Origin of the sequence: Streptomyces aculeolatus (genome assembly GCF_020400605.1) — a bacterium.
In the GTDB taxonomy this organism is placed as follows: Bacteria; Actinomycetota; Actinomycetes; order Streptomycetales; family Streptomycetaceae; genus Streptomyces; species Streptomyces aculeolatus.
In genome coordinates, this window is the sequence record NZ_JAINRD010000001.1 from 587177 (window position 1) to 603337 (window position 16161).

The 16161-nt window shown below is 75.0% G+C and carries 14 protein-coding genes; 12 read left to right on the top strand and 2 right to left on the bottom strand.

The window, feature by feature from the left end; translation table 11 throughout:
- Window positions 1-24: 24 nt before the first annotated feature.
- Window positions 25-885: a Fic family protein gene (locus LG396_RS02510; RefSeq protein ID WP_225793385.1), complete on the top strand. Its 861-nt coding sequence runs from the start codon at window positions 25-27 to the stop codon at window positions 883-885.
- A gap of 402 nt (window positions 886-1287) precedes the next feature.
- Here LG396_RS02510 and LG396_RS02515 read toward each other — a convergent pair whose 3' ends face one another.
- Complete coding sequence (locus LG396_RS02515; RefSeq protein ID WP_225793386.1) at window positions 1288-2118, bottom strand: HAD family hydrolase; 831 nt, start codon at window positions 2116-2118, stop codon at window positions 1288-1290.
- A gap of 549 nt (window positions 2119-2667) precedes the next feature.
- Here LG396_RS02515 and ssd point away from each other — a divergent pair.
- The 8 genes from ssd to LG396_RS02555 all read left to right on the top strand — a co-directional run bounded on the left by ssd (window position 2668) and on the right by LG396_RS02555 (window position 9114).
- Window positions 2668-3972: a septum site-determining protein Ssd gene (gene ssd, locus LG396_RS02520; protein WP_225793632.1), complete on the top strand. Its 1305-nt coding sequence runs from the start codon at window positions 2668-2670 to the stop codon at window positions 3970-3972.
- A gap of 323 nt (window positions 3973-4295) precedes the next feature.
- Complete coding sequence (locus LG396_RS02525) at window positions 4296-5441, top strand: TadA family conjugal transfer-associated ATPase (protein WP_263978659.1); 1146 nt, start codon at window positions 4296-4298, stop codon at window positions 5439-5441.
- Entirely contained in the window at window positions 5438-6295 is an 858-nt protein-coding gene (locus LG396_RS02530; protein WP_225793387.1) for a type II secretion system F family protein, read from the top strand. Before LG396_RS02525 ends, LG396_RS02530 begins: the two co-directional genes overlap by 4 nt.
- A complete protein-coding gene (locus tag LG396_RS02535; protein WP_225793388.1) occupies window positions 6279-7100 on the top strand; it encodes a type II secretion system F family protein in 822 nt (273 codons plus the stop codon). The genes LG396_RS02530 and LG396_RS02535 overlap by 17 nt, the downstream gene beginning before the upstream one ends.
- On the top strand, window positions 7097-7339 hold the full coding sequence (locus LG396_RS02540) for a DUF4244 domain-containing protein (protein ID WP_225793389.1): 243 nt from the start codon (window positions 7097-7099) through the stop codon (window positions 7337-7339). The genes LG396_RS02535 and LG396_RS02540 overlap by 4 nt, the downstream gene beginning before the upstream one ends.
- A 19-nt stretch (window positions 7340-7358) precedes the next feature.
- Window positions 7359-7736, top strand: coding sequence for a TadE family type IV pilus minor pilin (locus tag LG396_RS02545; protein ID WP_037753586.1), 378 nt, complete (start codon window positions 7359-7361; stop codon window positions 7734-7736).
- Window positions 7714-8073 (top strand): Rv3654c family TadE-like protein, encoded by a 360-nt coding sequence (locus tag LG396_RS02550; protein ID WP_145896543.1) that lies wholly within the window; start codon window positions 7714-7716, stop codon window positions 8071-8073. The genes LG396_RS02545 and LG396_RS02550 overlap by 23 nt, the downstream gene beginning before the upstream one ends.
- 54 nt (window positions 8074-8127) lie before the next feature.
- Entirely contained in the window at window positions 8128-9114 is a 987-nt protein-coding gene (locus LG396_RS02555; RefSeq protein ID WP_225793390.1) for an aldo/keto reductase, read from the top strand.
- Between the two features lie 100 nt (window positions 9115-9214).
- Here the strand turns inward: LG396_RS02555 and sftH are convergent, their stop codons facing one another.
- A complete protein-coding gene (gene sftH / locus LG396_RS02560; RefSeq protein WP_225793391.1) occupies window positions 9215-11854 on the bottom strand; it encodes a DEAD/DEAH box helicase in 2640 nt (879 codons plus the stop codon).
- Window positions 11855-12012: 158 nt separating this feature from the next.
- Between sftH and bldG the strand changes: the two genes are divergently transcribed.
- The 3 genes from bldG to LG396_RS02575 all read left to right on the top strand — a co-directional run bounded on the left by bldG (window position 12013) and on the right by LG396_RS02575 (window position 16036).
- On the top strand, window positions 12013-12354 hold the full coding sequence (bldG, locus tag LG396_RS02565) for an anti-sigma factor antagonist BldG (RefSeq protein ID WP_018835875.1): 342 nt from the start codon (window positions 12013-12015) through the stop codon (window positions 12352-12354).
- A 121-nt stretch (window positions 12355-12475) separates the two neighbouring features.
- The gene (locus LG396_RS02570; RefSeq protein WP_026276782.1) at window positions 12476-12955 is read left to right on the top strand and encodes an ATP-binding protein; all 480 of its coding nucleotides are present in this window, start codon (window positions 12476-12478) and stop codon (window positions 12953-12955) included.
- Between the two features lie 678 nt (window positions 12956-13633).
- A complete protein-coding gene (locus tag LG396_RS02575) occupies window positions 13634-16036 on the top strand; it encodes a sodium-translocating pyrophosphatase (protein ID WP_026276783.1) in 2403 nt (800 codons plus the stop codon).
- Window positions 16037-16161: the final 125 nt, after the last annotated feature.

A 16161-nucleotide genomic window follows, 5' to 3' on the forward strand; every position in this document is an offset into this window, starting at 1 on the left:
ATCGGGTTGCGTAGTCTCGTACGCATGACGAGCGTGACCGACCCGCTGGCGGCCCTGAGCACCCTCCCGGGAGTGGAGGAGGCGGTGTCCTCTGTAAGGAGGGCGGTCGATCGTGTCTACGGGCACCGGGTCATGCGCCGGCGCAGCAACGAGGTGTCCGCGGAGGCGGCGCTGCGCGGGGCACGGGCCTCGGCGGCGCTGTCGGGCGCGGACTGGGCGCTGGAGGAGGTGCGGCGGCGCAGCGACTTCTCGGGTGCGGGCGAGCCGCGGACCGTGGGCGGTGCGCTCCGGGCGAACGCCGAGGCCGGGCAACTGCTGAGCACCTGGCGGCAGTCGCCGATGCAGGTGCTGGCGCGGCTGCACGTGGTGGCGTCGGGGGGCGTCGATGCGGACGCGGGCCGTGCCGGGGGCGCGGAGGCCGCCGCCGAGGCGGTGGGGCGGCCGCGGCTGGCGGGCGAGAGCGTCACGGAGCCGGGTGCGGCGCTGCCGTCGCCGCTGCCGGACGCCGAGGAGGCGGCGGCGCGGCTGGACGCGCTGGCGGCCCTGGTCGTCGCCGGCTCGTCCGCTCCGGCGCTGGTCATGGCCGCGGTGGTGCACGGCGAACTGCTGACGCTGCGGCCGTTCCGTACCGCCAACGGGCTGGTCGCACGGGCCGCCGAGCGGATCGTGCTCGTCGGCAGCGGGCTGGATCCGAAGGGGGTCTGCCCGGCCGAGGTGGGGCACGCGGAGCAGGGGCGCGGGGCGTACGAGACGGCCCTCGCGGGCTACGCGAGCGGGACGCCGGAGGGCGTCGGAGGGTGGATCGCGCACTGCGGCAGGGCCGTTGAGCTGGGGGCGCGGGAGAGCACGGCCGTGTGCGAGGCGCTGCAGCGGGGAGCGGCGTAGCCCCGCGCGGGCGCGGCGGCGGCTTCTACGGGGGCGCGGGCACAGAGTTGCGGCGGCGCCCTTGGGGCACCGCCGCTGTCTCATGTCGGCCGGGGTACCAGTGCGTGCAGAGATATATGCCCATCAGGCCCGGCACCCGTCCGTTGCCTGGTGTGGCGGTCCCTATTCGAGGGATCGGCGTCGCGTGGGTTCCCGACTTCCATGTGCGGTCCGTGGGGCCGTGGTTGCTGGGGGATCCTCCTCGGATGCCCTGGCTCTCGCGGGCCGTAATCCCTTTGTACTCCTACCCGCGGTGAGAGGGAAGCCCAGCGCTCAGATATTTACTTTCTCCTGCAAATAAGAGCGAAGGTTAATTATCGGGCGAAGCGGAAGGCGTGCAGGTCAGGGCGGAAACTCTGGCTCTCAGGCGGCCTGGAGGCGGCGGCGGTACGCGTACCAGACCACCCCGGCCGCGGTCGCCGCCGCCAGCCCCGCGGCGGCCGCGGCCAGCACCGGCCGGGAGGGCAGCGAGAACTGCGGCAGCCGCTGCTTCAGCCGTACGGGACGGGCGAAGGACAGTACCGGCCAGTCGCGCTGCTCCGCCTCGCGGCGCAGCGCCCGGTCGGGGTTCACGGCGTAGGCGTGGCCGACGGTCTCCAGGAGGGGTACGTCCGTGATCGAGTCGCTGTACGCGTACGAGCGCGCGAGGTCGTAGCCCTCGGCCGCGGCCAGCTCCCGCACGGCCTCCGCCTTGGCGGGGCCGTAGGCGTAGTAGTCGATCTCGCCCGTGTAGCGGCCGTCCTCGACGACCATGCGGGTGGCGATGGTGCGGTCAGCGCCGAGCAGTTCGCCGATGGGCTCGACCACCTCGGCGCCCGAACTGCTGACGATGACGACGTCGCGGCCGGCGAGGTGGTGGTGCTCGATGAGGGAGGCGGCCTCGTCATAGATGATCGGGTCGATGAGCTCGTGGAGGGTCTCGGCCACGATGTCGCTCACATGGGCCACGTTCCAGCCGCGGCAGAGGTCCGAGAGGTAGGCGCGCATGCGCTCGGTCTGCTCGTGGTCGGCGCCGCCCAGGAGGTAGATGAACTGGGAGTAGGCGGATCGGAGTACGGCCCTCCGGTTGATCAGCCCGCCGTGGTAGAAGGAGCGGCTGAAGGTCAGCGTGCTCGACTTCGCAATGACCGTCTTGTCCAGATCGAAGAACGCGGCTGTCCTGGGCAGCGAGTGGTTTTCCACGAGTGCGAGCATAGGCGCCCACCATTCGGCGTAAGGTGTGGCGCGTGGGTTTGCCTGAGAAGGCTCTCGGGTACACCATGGAAGTCACGGATCGTTCGCGACCGTGCTAACCCGGACCGGCTCCTCCCCCCCCGAGTCGGCCGTGGGGACGACCCCCGCTCTCCCCCCCGGCGGGGGTCGTCGCATGTCCGGACTCCGGTTTTTTCGAATTTTTCTCCGGTCTTGCCGGATCTTCTCCCGCTCTTCCCGGTCGCTCCTTGCTTCGAGCCGTCCTTCGGGCTGTCTTCAACGGTCTTCAGCGCTGTCGTGGAACTAGACGCATCACCGTGGGTAACCGTTGCCCTCGATCTGCACGCTCCCCCGATCGAGTGACGGAGTTGTCCACAATTGGTGGGTTATCCACAGATCCCGACCAAGATCCACGAGGTGTGGGGCGTCGGGGGCACGGTGGGGTCGGAAGCGGGTCCGGTGCCGCCGCGGAGGGCGGTTGGCGCGGGCCGAGGCGGACGGCGTGCCGGGTGGGCCGCCGGGTGAAGCGGGGGAGTCGGCGTGATGAGTCGGGTGTGGAGCGGCGGGCTGCGGGACGGGCTGTCCGGCGGCGGGTTGCAGGGAGGCGCGCTGTCGGGGGTGGGTCTGCCGGGCGGCGGGCTGTCGGTCAGGAGTCTGTCGGGCCGGGGGTACGGCTCCGGGGCCGCCGGTCGTCGGCGCGGTGCCGGAGGCGCGGTGGGCGGCGCGGGGAGTGCGTCCGCCGGCTCCGGGGGCGGTGCCGGCGATGGCGGCGCCGACGGGCGGCCGCTGGTGGTCACGGAGGACGAGGACCTGCTCGATGACCTGCTGCGTCTCTGCGCCGCGGCGGGCACGCAGGCGGAGGTCTCGCATGCCCCCGGGCGGCAGGACTGGGCCGCGGCGCCGCTAGTGCTGGTCGGGGACGACACCGCCGGGCGGCTGGCTGCGGCGGGGCCGGCCCGGCGGGACGGGGTGGTGCTCGTCGGCCGGGATCAGGACGACCCCGGGGTGTGGGAGCGCGCGGTCGCGGTCGGGGCGGAGCAGGTGCTCGTGCTGCCGGACGGGGAGACGGAGTTGGTGGACCGGATCGCCGACGCCGCGGAGGGAGTCGGCGCGCAGGCCCGCACGGTCGGCGTGGTCGGCGGCCGGGGCGGCGCCGGGGCGTCCACCCTGGCCTGCGCGCTTGCGGTGACGGCGGCGCGGGCCGGACGGCGGACTGTGCTGGTCGACGCGGATCCGCTGGGCGGAGGGCTCGACGTGCTGCTCGGCGGTGAGGAGGCGGAGGGGCTGCGCTGGCCGGCCTTCGCGGCGTCGCGGGGGCGGATCGGCGGTGCGGCGCTGGAGGAGTCGCTGCCGCGGCTGCACGACCTGCGGTTGCTGAGCTGGGACCGGGGCGGCGGCGAGGCGGGGGCCGCGCCGGTGGCGCCGGAGGCGATGCGCTCGGTGCTCGCGGCGGCCCGGCGGCGGGGCGGTGTGGTCGTGGTCGACCTGCCGCGGCGGGTGGACGAGCCGGTGGCCGAGGCGCTGGCCCAGCTGGACGTGGGGCTGCTGGTGGTGCCGGCAGAACTGCGCGCGGTCGCGGCGGCGCACCGGGTGGCGGATGCCGTGCGGATGGTGCTGGGCGATCTGCGGGTGGTGGTCCGGGGCCCGGCGCGGCGCGGTCTGGCGGCCGAGGACGTCGCCGACCTCCTGCGCCTCCCGCTCGCCGGCGAACTCCCCGCGGAACCGGGTCTGCCGCAGGCCGCCGAGAGCGGCGCCCCTCCTCCGGGCACCCGCCCCCGCACGCCGCTGTCCCGCTTCTGCGCGGACTTCTGGGCCCGGGCCCTGCCCGGCGCGAGCACGGAGGGGGCAGCGGTATGAGGTGCACGGAGCAGGAGGCGGACCGGCCGGTCACGAGGTCCGGGTGGACTCTGCTGCGGTATGGCCGGGACGCGGACGGCGGCGGGGCGGCGGCTGCCGGATCCGGTACGGCCGGTGGGAGCGGCGTCCGGCCGGAGTCTGCCTGTGCGGGGTGTGATGCGGACGGCCAGGAGGCGCCCGGCGCGGATCTCGCGGCACCCGGACGCGAGTTGCGGCCGGATTCCCTGCGGGCGGTGTACGACTCGGGCGGTGGACGACCAGCGGCGACAGCCCCGGCCCGTACGGCGCGCATTGACGGGGAGATCCCTGTCGTTTCGGGGCAGTTGGTCGGCGCGGTGCGGCGGCGGCTGGCGGAGAGCGGTGGGGAGCCCACGCCCGCCGGGGTTGCCGCCGCGCTGCGGCGGGAGGGGCGGCTGCTCGGCGACACCGAGGTCCTGGCGATCGTGGGCGCGCTGCGCTCGGAGATGGTCGGCAGCGGACCGCTGGAGCCGCTGCTGGCCCAGCCGGACGTCACGGATGTGCTCGTCACCGCGCCGGACGAGGTGTGGGTGGACCGGGGGTGCGGTCTGGAGCGGGTCGACGTGCGGTTCGCGGACGCCAGTACCGTACGGCGGCTGGCCCAGCGCCTCGCCGCCGTCGCGGGGCGGCGGCTCGACGACGCCCGCCCGTGGGTCGACGCGCGGTTGCCGGACGGCACGCGGCTGCACGCGGTCCTCCCGCCGGTGGCGGTGGGGTCGGCCTGCCTCTCGCTGCGGGTGGTGCGGCGGCGGGCGTTCGGCCTCGCGGAGCTGACCGCCGCCGGGACGGTGCCGCCTGGCGGCGAGGGCCTGTTGCGCGGCCTCCTCGACGCTCGGCTCTCGTTCCTGATCAGCGGCGGCACGGGCAGCGGCAAGACGACTCTGCTGAGTGCGCTGCTGTCGCTGGTGCGGCCGGACGAGCGGATCGTGCTGGCCGAGGAGTCGGCCGAGTTGCGGCCGGATCACCCCCATGTCGTACGCCTCGAAGCCCGCCCCGCGAACCAGGAGGGCATCGGCGAGGTGACCCTCCAGGACCTCGTGCGGCAGGCGCTGCGGATGCGCCCCGACCGGCTGGTCGTGGGCGAGGTGCGGGGCCGCGAGGTCGTCGATCTCCTGGCCGCCCTCAACACGGGCCATGAAGGCGGCTCGGGCACCGTCCACGCGAACGCGGCCGGTGACGTGCCCGCGCGACTCGAGGCGCTGGGCGCGGTCGCGGGCCTCGACCGGCCCGCTCTGCACAGCCAGTTGGCGGCGGCGGTGTCGGTGCTGCTGCACCTGGTGCGCGACCGGCGGGGGCGGCGGCGTATCGCGGAGGTGCACGTGCTGGAGCGGGACGGCGCGGGGCTGGTGACGGCGGTGCCCGCGGCGGTGTGGGCGGCCGGCGGGTTCGCGCGGCGGGCCGGATGGCCGCGGCTGGAGCGGCTGTTGGAGCGGGGCGGGGGCGCGGAGTGAGCGGGGAGGTCGCGGCGGTGGCGCCGCTGTGCGGGGCGGCGTTGTGCGCGGGGGCGGCCGTCGTGCTGGGCGGCGGGCGGCCGCCCGCGGTGCGGCGGGCCCGGGCGCTGCTGGGGCCGCCGGGCGGTGCGGTGCCCCCGGGGCCGCTGCGGCGGGCGGCCGGGCTCGTACGGGCGTGGGGTGGGCGACGCGAGTTGTGGTGCCTGCCGGCCGCGGGTGCGGTGGCGCTGCTGGGTGCGTCGTGGCTGCCCCTGATCGCGGGGGCGGTGGCGGTGCCGCTCGTCGGGCGGCGGCTGCGCGACCGGGAGCGGCGGGGCGCGGAGGTGCTCCGGGCGGCGGCGGTCATCGAGTTGTGCGCGGCGGTGGCGGGCGGGCTGCGGGCCGGGAGGCAGCCGACGGAGGTCTTGCTCGCCGCGGCGCCGGGCGGCCCCGCGGGCGGTCCCGAGGTGCTGGCCGCGGCGCGGTTCGGCGGGGACGTGCCGGGCGCCCTGCGTGCGGCGGCCGGTGCGCCGGGTGCGCAGGGGCTGGCGGGTGTCGCCGCGTGCTGGCAGGTGGCCGCGGGCGGCGGCGCCGGTCTCGCGGACGGGCTGGACCGGGTGGCGGCGGCGCTGCGCGCGCAGCGGGACGGACGGGACGAGTTGCAGGCCCAGTTGGCGGGCCCGCGGGCGACGGCGCTGCTGCTGGCGCTGCTGCCCTGCTTCGGTCTGCTGATGGGCTCCGCGCTCGGTGCCGCGCCGCTGCGGGTGCTGCTGCATACGCCGGCGGGGCTGGTCTGCCTGGTCGCGGGCGGTCTGCTGGAGTGGGCAGGGCTGGCCTGGGTGGCCCGGATCGTGCGGGGTGCGCATGCGCGCTGAGTTCATCCACAGCCTGTGGACAGCGCTTTCGGTTCTGGCCGCGGCGTACTGCGCGGCGGACGCGGCCCTCGCGGGCCAGCGCGCCCGGGCCGCGCGGCGCCGGTGCCAGGGCGTGCTGGGCCCCATGGCGTCGCCCGTACTCCCGGAGCCGGCCGGGCGCTGCGGCCCCGGGCAGGTGCTGGTCGTGGTGCGGCTCCGTGGTGCGGCGGTGCGTTGGGGGCCGGCTCTGCTCGCGGGGGTCGCGGTGCTCATCTTCGTCGGCGGGGCGGTCGGCGCGGTGGCGGGACTCGCCGCCGCGTACGGCATACGGCGGTGGCAGCGCCGGACCGCCACCGTTGCACGGCGCGATGCCCGCATACGTACCGGCCCCGACCTCGCCCTGGCCGCCGACCTCCTCGCCGCCTGCCTCGCGGCCGGTGCGGAGCCGCGCGAGGCCGCCGCGGAGGTAGGGCGCTCGCTGGGCGGCCCGGTCGGCTCACGACTGGCGCAGGGCGCAGCGGAGCTGAGCCTGGGCGCCGCCCCGCACACGGCCTGGGCGCCCCTCGCGGAGCTGCCGGGCGCGGCACGGCTGGCGGACTGGCTGGAGCAGGCGGGCCGCTCGGGCGTACCGGTGGTCGGCGCGGTCTCCCGGCTGGCCGCCGAGTGCCGGGCGGAGGAGACCCGTTCGGCGGCGGCCCGGGCGCGCCGGGCGGGGGTCGCGGTGGCGGGCCCGCTGGGGCTGTGCTTCCTGCCCGCGTTCCTCGCGGTCGGGGTGGCGCCGGTGGTGATGGGCCTGGCGACGCGGTTGCTGGGCGGCAGTGCATGACGGACACGGAAGCGGAATCGGAAGACACGGGGGTCGAGATGGCCGGCAGGTTCGTCCGGAGGGTGCGCGCGTGCGCACGGAGGCTCGGCGGGGACGCGGGGATGACGACGTCCGAGTACGCGGTCGGCACGATCGCGGCGGTCGCGTTCGCGGCGATCTTGTACAAGGTGGTGACGAGCGATGCGGTCGGCGGTGCGCTGCAGGCAGTGGTGGAACGGGCGCTGGACGTCCCGTTCTGACCCGGACGCCGCCGGCACGGTGACGGATGCGCGGTCCGGCCCGCGGGCGGCCCGGGCGAGGAGGGACGCGGGGGTCGTCACCGCGGAGGCGGCGGTGGCCGTTCCGGCGCTGGTGTTCCTCGCCCTCGGGCTGGTCTGGGCGCTCATGGCCGCCGCCGCGCAGATCCAGTGCGTGGACGCCGCCCGCGCGGGCGCGCGGGCCGCGGCCCGGGGCGAGTCCGCCGCGGACGTACGCGGGGCCGCACTGGCGGCGGCGCCCCGCCGCGCGGACGTGGCGGTGGCGCGGGACGGCGATCTGGTGCGCGTCCGGGTGCGGGCGGCTGCGCCGGGACCGGGGTCGCTCTCCCTCGACCTGGGAGGGGAGGCGGTCGCCCTTGCGGAAGAGACCGTTCGATGACCGGGGCGGGGCGACCGTGTGGTCGGCGCTGGCGTGCTTCGCGCTGTGCGCGGTGTTTGCCGCCGCGCTGGGCCTGGGGCAGGCGGTGCACTCCCGGCACCGCGCCGGCGGGGCGGCCGACCTGGCCGCGCTGGCGGCCGCGGACCGGGCGCTGCTCGGCGAGGCTGCGGCCTGCGCCGCGGCCGGCCGGGTGGCGGCGGCGCAGGGTGCCCGGCTGCTGCGCTGCGCCGTCTCCGGGGAGGTCGCGGACGTGGTGGCCTCCGCCCGTACGGGCCGTTTCACCGCCGAGGTCCGCTCCCGCGCCGGACCGCCGGCGGACCGCCGGGGGTTGCGGTAGAGCGCGCTCCAGCCCTCAGACTCCGGCCTTGGCAGACACACGAAGGGACTCCGCATGAAGTACCGCACGATCGGCGCCGACCCGCAGAACCGGCGCGAGGTGAGCGTGCTCAGCCTCGGGGCCATGCTGTTCGGCTCCCTGACCGACGAGGAGACGTCGTTCGCGATCCTCGACCGCTACGTCGAGGCCGGCGGCACGTTCGTCGACACCTCCGACAACTACGCGTTCTGGGCGGACGGTTCGCAGGGCGGCCAGAGCGAGAGCCTGCTCGGGCGGTGGCGGCGCAGCCGGGGCATCGGGGGCGAGGTGGTCATCGCGACCAAGCTCGGCGCCCGGCCGCTCGCGCCCGGCACCTCGTACGTCGACAACGCCGAGGGCCTGTCGGCGAAGGTGATCCGGCAGTCCGCGCAGGAGAGCCGGCAGCGGCTCGGGGTGGAGAAGCTGGACGTCCTGTACGCACACATCGACGACATGGGCGTGCCGCAGGAGGAGACCGTCGAGGCCTTCGGCGCGCTCGTGGCGGAGGGCTCCGTGGGGCTGCTGGGCGTCAGCAACCAGTGGGTCTGGCGGGTGGAGCGTGCCCGTGCCCACGCGGCGGCGTCCGGCCTCGCCGGGTACGAGCTGCTGCAGTACCACCACACCTACCTGCGCCGCCGCACCGACCGGCCCAGCGAGATCGACCCCGACGGGTCCCCGGGCGGCGTGGACGGGGCGATGCTCAGCTACCTGCGCCACAACCCCGGGCTGGCGCTCGTCGCGTACACGCCGCTGCTCTCCGGCGGCTACGTCCGCGCGGACAAGCCGCTCGGCCACGAGCTGGACCACCCGGGGACCCCGGCGCGGCTCGAGGCGCTCCGGGCGGTGGCGCAGGAGGCCGGGGCCACGGTCAACCAGGTGGTGCTGTCCTGGCTGATAGGCGGGGAGGTGCCGGTGATACCGCTGGTCGGGGCCTCGTCCGTGGCACAGCTGGACGAGAGCCTGGCCGCGGTGGACCTGGAGCTGACCGAGGACCAGCGGGCCCGCCTCGACGCCGCCGGCTGACCCCCGCGGGCGGGGCGCCGAACGCGGGGCCGCAGTGCGGCCGGCCCGGCGCGCGAACGGGACGGCGGCCTCCGGGGGGCGTCGGCCAGGCCTCGGCCGGTCAGCCGTCGTCCGTTGCCATCGCGTCCGTTGTCACCGCGGCCGCGGCCGCGGGCTCCGGCGCCGCGCCCTGCTTCGGCACCGCACCCCGCCCGGCGTCGGCCGCCGCCTCCGCGTCCGTGAGCAACGTCGTCAGCAGGCGCAGCGCCGCCGCCTTGTCCAGCGGGTCGTTGCCGTTGCCGCACTTCGGGGACTGCACGCAGGACGGGCAGCCGGTGTCGCACTCGCAGGCGGCGATCGCCGAGCGGGTCGCGCCGAGCCAGTCGCGGGCGACGCCGAAGGCGCGTTCGGCGAAGCCCGCGCCGCCGGGATGGCCGTCGTAGACGAAGACCGTCGGCAGCAGGGTGTCGCCGTGCAGGGGCACGGAGACGCCGCCGATGTCCCAGCGGTCGCACGTGGCGAAGAGCGGCAGCATGCCGATGGCGGCGTGCTCCGCCGCGTGCAGGGCGCCGCCGAGCTGGTCCTGGGCGATGTCCGCCGCGTCCAGTTGGCCGTCGGTGACGGTCCACCAGACGGCGCGGGTGCGCAGCGTCCGCGGCGGCAGGTCGAGCTTCGTCTCGCCCATGATCTCGCCGGTGATCAGCCGGCGGCGCAGGAAGGAGACCACGTGGTTGGTGACTTCGACCGACCCGAAGCACAGCCGGGCGTCGCCCCACGGGATCTCGCGCTCGGTCTCCAGCACGGAGACGGAGGTGGTGTCGCGGGCGACGGTGGTGTACGGGGGGTCGGCGCGCTCCACGAGTGCCACGTTGTCGTCCAGGTCCAGGGTGCGGACCACGTATGTGCGGCCCTGGTGGAGGTGGACGGCGCCCTCGTGGACGGTGGTGTGGGAGGCCGCGGCGTCGACGGTGCCGAGGAGGCGGCCGGTGCCGTCCTCGACGACGTCGACGGGGCGGCCTCCCCCGCCGCGGATGTCGGTGAGGTCGCAGGCGCGCTCCCGCCGGGTCCAGTGCCAGGCGGCTCCGGGACCGGCGCCGCCGCGGCGGCGCAGCAGCCCGCGGTCGGCGAGCTGCGGCAGCAGCCCGGCGGCCTCGGCGCCGAAGGATGCGGCGTCGCCGGTGAAGTCGGCGTCGGTCAGCGGCAGTTCCGCGGCGGCGGCGCACAGGTGCGGGGCGAGCACGTACGGGTTGTCCGGATCCAGCACCGTGGATTCCACCGGGCGGCGGAAGAGCGCCTCCGGGTGGTGCACGAGGTACGTGTCCAGCGGGTCGTCCCGCGCGACCAGCACCGCGAGCGCGCCCTGCCCGGACCGCCCGGCGCGCCCGGCCTGCTGCCAGAGCGAGGCCCGCGTGCCCGGGTAGCCGGCGATCAGCACGGCGTCCAGCCCCGACACGTCCACGCCCAGCTCCAGCGCGGAGGTCGCGGCCAGCCCCAGCAGTTCGCCGGACTGCAGCGCGGCCTCCAGGGCCCGCCGCTCGTCCGCCAGATAGCCCCCTCGGTAGGCGGCGACCCGGTCCACGAGCGTCCGGTCCACGGCCGCCAGCCGGTCCTGGGCGATCATCGCCACCAGCTCCGCGCCGCGCCGGGAGCGGACGAAGGCGACGGTCCGTACGTCCGCGACCGCCAGGTCCGTCAGCAGCTCCGCGCACTCCGCCGTGGCCGTGCGCCGCACCGGGGCGCCCCGCTCGCCGTGCAGCTCCGTCAGCGGCGGCTCCCACAGGGCGAACGCGACCTCCCCGCGCGGCGACGCGTCGTCCGTGACCTCCGCCACCACCCGCCCCGTCAGCCGCTCCGCCGACTGCCCGGGTTCGGCCGCCGTGGCGGAGGCGAGGAGGAACACGGGGTCCGCGCCGTAGCGGGCGCAGAGCCGGCGCAGCCGCCGTACGACCTGGGCGACGTGGGAGCCGAAGACGCCGCGGTAGGTGTGGCACTCGTCGATGACCACGTAGCGCAGGGCGCGCAGGAAGGAGGACCACCGGGAGTGGCCGGGGAGTATGCCGCGGTGCAGCATGTCGGGGTTGGTCAGGACGAGATTGGCGTAGAGGCGCACCCACTCGCGTTCCTCGGCCGGCGTGTCGCCGTCGTAGACGGCGGGCCGCACGGCCTTGCCGAGCGGGGCGGCCAGCGCCTTGACCGCGCGCAGCTGGTCGGCGGCCAGCGCCTTCGTCGGCGCCACGTACAGGGCCGTCGCGCCCCGCCCGTTGGGGGCCTCGGAGCCGTCGAGCGCCGCGCTGAGGACGGGTGCCAGATACGCCAGGGACTTGCCCGACGCCGTGCCGGTGGCGGCGATCACCGACTCGCCCGCGAGTGCGTGCTCCGCCATCCGCGCCTGGTGCGCCCAGGGCCGCCCGATCCCGGCGGCCTCGATGGCGCCGACCACTTCCGGCCGGATGCCCGCAGGCCAATCGGCATGGCGCCCGCCGCGCGGGGGCAGGTGCTCCGTATGAGTGATGCGAGCGGCGCGGTCCTCCCGGGCGGCGAGCCGGCGCAGGGCGGTGCGGGGCGCGACATGCGCCGGGCCGTCCGCGGCGCCGTCCGCCGCCGTGCGGTCCGCCGTGTCGGGCAGTGCGCCGAACGCCGGTCCGGCCGGTGTGACGTGCGGTGCGCCGGACCGCGCGCCGGGCCGGTGACCCGGCCGGGTGCCGTCGGGCGCGGGGGCCGCCCCCGGCTCGTTCGCGTCCCTCCACTCGTTCGCGTCCATCGGCACGAGTGTGTCACCGATGCGACGGACAATGCCCCCAAGGCGTCGTGCACGCCCGGGGGTAAGTGATTGAATGCCATGGCGGATGCCGATCCGTCTCCGGCCGGACGGCGGGGGACGCCCGGGGCAGCCGCTCGCTGAAAGGTGCTGGAGGATCCGTGGACCTGTCCCTGTCGACGCGTACCGTGGGCGACCGCACGGTCGTCGAAGTCGGTGGCGAGATCGATGTGTATACCGCCCCCAAGCTGCGCGAGCAGTTGGTCGAGCTGGTCAACGACGGCAGCTACCACCTGGTCGTCGACATGGAGCGGGTCGACTTCCTCGACTCCACCGGCCTGGGTGTCCTCGTCGGCGGACTGAAGCGGGTCCGGGCGCACGAGGGCTCCCTCCGCCTGGTCTGCAACCAGGAGCGCATTCTGAAGATCTTCCGTATCACGGGCCTGACCAAGGTGTTCCCCATCCACACCTCGGTCGACGAAGCCGTCGCCGCGAAGGACTGACACAGGACGCCGCACACGGCGGAGGGACCGGGCCGCGCGCCGGGTCCCTCCGCGGTCGGCTCCGGTACGGATGCTTCCCGTGGCGATACGGGATGGCGTGGGATGACGTGAAGGGGATGGCATGCCCACCGTTGAATTGCGCTTCAGTGCCCTTCCCGAGCACGTCCGCACGGCCCGCCTGGTGGCGGCCGCGGTCGCGCGCAGGGCGGGTGTCGACGAGGCCGTGCTCGACGAGGTGCGTCTCGCCGTCGGCGAGGCATGCCTGCGCGCCGTCGGGCTGCACCAGCACAACGGGCTCTCGGGCCCGGTGCGCGTGGTGCTCACCGAGGAGGAGAAGAAGTTCTCCATCGAGGTCGGCGACGACGCGGCGACGGCGGCCTCCGGCCACGTGCCCGCGGCCCGCAGCACCGCCGAGACCCACCCGGACCCGGACGGCGACGGGAACGCGAGCGGCCCGGGCGGCGACGGGTCCGGCATAGACGACGAAATGGGCCTCGCGGTCATCAGCGGACTGGTGGACGACGTCGAGGTGACCGCCGGCGAGGCCGGCGGCACGATCCGGATGAGCTGGCCGGCCGCCCCCGCCGCAGCGGGCTCCTGACGCCCGTACGGCCCGACTGACGCCCGTACGGCCCGACTGACGCCCGTACGGCCCGACTGCGCCCGTACGGCCCGACTGCGCCCGTACGGCCCGACTGCGCCCGTACGGCCCGACCGAGCGCGTACGGCCCGCCTGACGGCCCCACGGCACATCTGACGCGCGTACGGCCCGCCCGACGGCCGTACGGCACACCTGACGCACTCACCGGCCCCGCGCGGCTTCGGCACCCCGGCGCGGGGCTTCCCTCGTTCCCGGTCGGCAAACCCCTGTCTTCCTGCGGGTTTCCTCGGCGTGCGCCGATCTGCCCGGGTCCGCCGCCGAACCGCCCGCGTCCGCCGCTCGCGGCCCGCCCCCCACCCACCCCTTGACCCGGGCATTTCAAGATCAAGGCGCTTCTGATCAGCACTTTCTTGGGGCCCCGAGATCATTTTCCCGGCATTGCCCCGCCGTTCCCGCATCCCTCTTTCGAGCGAATTGACAGAGGCTCTCCGACGCGTTGATCGTCGTCGGAGCCGAATTCCCCTGGGGACGCTCTGTTTTGATCTAGTTCCGCTCCCTACAATCCGTCCACAACTTGCAGCTCAGGACGCCTGAGCGCTGCGGCCGCCCAAACCCCGACCGCCGAAACCCGCAGTCGGGGCTGCCGCGCGCCCATGTGCCGTACGTCAAGGAGGACGAATGGCGGGGCATTTCACCCCACTACAGCAGGACCACCTACTGGCCGTGGAACTGACCAGCGGCAACCGGGCCATCGTGGCGATCATCGCCGTGGTCGCGGTAGCCGCACTCGCGGTCGCCGTGGTGCTGCTCCGTCAAGTACTCGCCGCCGGCGAGGGCACGGACAATATGAAGAAGATCGCGGCGGCGGTTCAGGAAGGCGCGAACGCCTATCTGTACCGCCAGTTGCGCACGATCGGGATGTTCGCCGCCGTGGTGTTCTTCCTGCTCTTCCTGCTGCCCGCCGACGACTGGTCGGAGCGGGCCGGACGCTCGATCTTCTTCCTGGTGGGCGCCGCCTTCTCGGCGGCGACCGGGTACATCGGCATGTGGCTGGCGGTCCGCAGCAACGTGCGCGTGGCCGCCGCCGCGCGCGCCGCCACCCCGCGCGAGGGCGAGCCCGCCAAGGACCTCACCGCGGTGAGCCACGAGGCGACGAAGCTCGCGTTCCGTACCGGCGGCGTCGTCGGCATGTTCACCGTCGGCCTCGGCCTGCTCGGCGCGTGCAGCGTCGTGCTCGTCTACGCGGCCGACGCGCCCAAGGTGCTGGAGGGCTTCGGCCTGGGCGCCGCGCTGATCGCGATGTTCATGCGTGTCGGCGGCGGCATCTTCACCAAGGCCGCCGACGTCGGCGCCGACCTCGTCGGCAAGGTCGAGCAGGGCATCCCCGAGGACGACCCGCGCAACGCCGCCACCATCGCCGACAACGTCGGGGACAACGTCGGCGACTGCGCCGGCATGGCCGCCGACCTCTTCGAGTCGTACGCCGTCACCCTGGTCGCCGCGCTCATCCTGGGCAAGGTCGCCCTGGGCGACGCGGGCCTCGCCTTCCCGCTGATCGTGCCCGCGATCGGTGTCGTCACCGCCATGATCGGCGTGTTCGTCGTGGCGCCCAAGGCGAGCGACCGCAGCGGCATGACCGCCATCAACCGCGGCTTCTTCATCTCCGCGGTGATCTCCCTGGTGATGGTCGCCATCGCCGTCTTCGCGTACCTCCCCTCGTCGTACGCCGACCTCGACGGCGTCGGCGCGGGCATCGCCGAGCACGACGGCAACCCGCAGGTGCTCGCGCTCGTCGCGGTCGCCATCGGCATCGTGCTCGCGGCGGTCATCCAGCAGCTCACCGGCTACTTCACCGAGACCAACCGCCGTCCCGTCCGGGACATCGGCAAGACGTCGCTGACCGGCCCGGCCACCGTGGTGCTCTCCGGCATCTCCATCGGCCTGGAGTCGGCCGTCTACACCGCCGTCCTCATCGGGCTCAGCGTCTACGGCGCGTTCCTGCTCGGCGGTACGTCCATCATGCTGGCGCTCTTCGCGGTCGCCCTGGCCGGCACCGGCCTGCTGACCACCGTCGGCGTCATCGTCGCGATGGACACCTTCGGCCCGGTCTCCGACAACGCCCAGGGCATCGCCGAGATGTCCGGCGACGTCGAGGGCGACGGCGCCCAGGTCCTCACCGACCTGGACGCGGTCGGCAACACGACCAAGGCCATCACGAAGGGCATCGCCATCGCCACCGCGGTCCTCGCGGCGGCGGCGCTCTTCGGCTCGTACCGCGACGCCGTGGACACGGCGGTGGCGGAGGCGACCAACGTCGGCAACCCGCTGGGCCTCAGCCTGGACATCGGGCAGCCGAACAACCTCGTCGGACTCATCCTCGGCGCCGCGGTCGTCTTCCTCTTCTCCGGCCTGGCGATCAACGCCGTCTCGCGCTCCGCGGGCGCGGTGGTCTTCGAGGTGCGCCGGCAGTTCCGCGAGCGCCCGGGGATCATGGACTACTCGGAGGAGCCGGAGTACGGCAAGGTCGTCGACATCTGCACCCGGGACGCGCTGCGCGAGCTGCGCACGCCCGGTCTGCTGGCCGTCATGGCGCCGATCGCGGTCGGCTTCACGCTCGGCGTCGGCGCGCTCGCCTCGTTCCTCGCCGGCGCCATCGGCGCGGGCGTGCTGATGGCGGTCTTCCTGGCCAACTCGGGCGGCGCCTGGGACAACGCCAAGAAGCTCGTCGAGGACGGCCACCACGGCGGCAAGGGCAGTGAGGCCCACGCCGCCACGGTGATCGGCGACACGGTCGGCGACCCGTTCAAGGACACCGCGGGCCCGGCGATCAACCCGCTGCTGAAGGTGATGAACCTGGTGGCGCTGCTGATCGCGCCCGCGGTGGTGAAGTTCTCGTACGGCGACGACGCCAACGTCGGCGTACGGATCGTCATCGCGGTCGCGGCCATCGCGATCATCGCGGGCGCCGTGTACATCTCCAAGCGCCGCGGCATCGCCGTGGACGACGAGGAGTCGGAGACCGCGGCGTCCGCCGGTGCGGCGCCGAAGTCCTCGACCGACCCGGCGGTGGTCAACGGCTGAGACCGGGCCACGGCACCACACCCCGCCGGCCGGGAGGCGAGAGAAGCTCCCGGCCGGCGGGGTGTGGCGTTCCCGGGGGATCGCCGATGACCGCTGTTGCTGCCGTGACTGCTGTGACTGCCGTG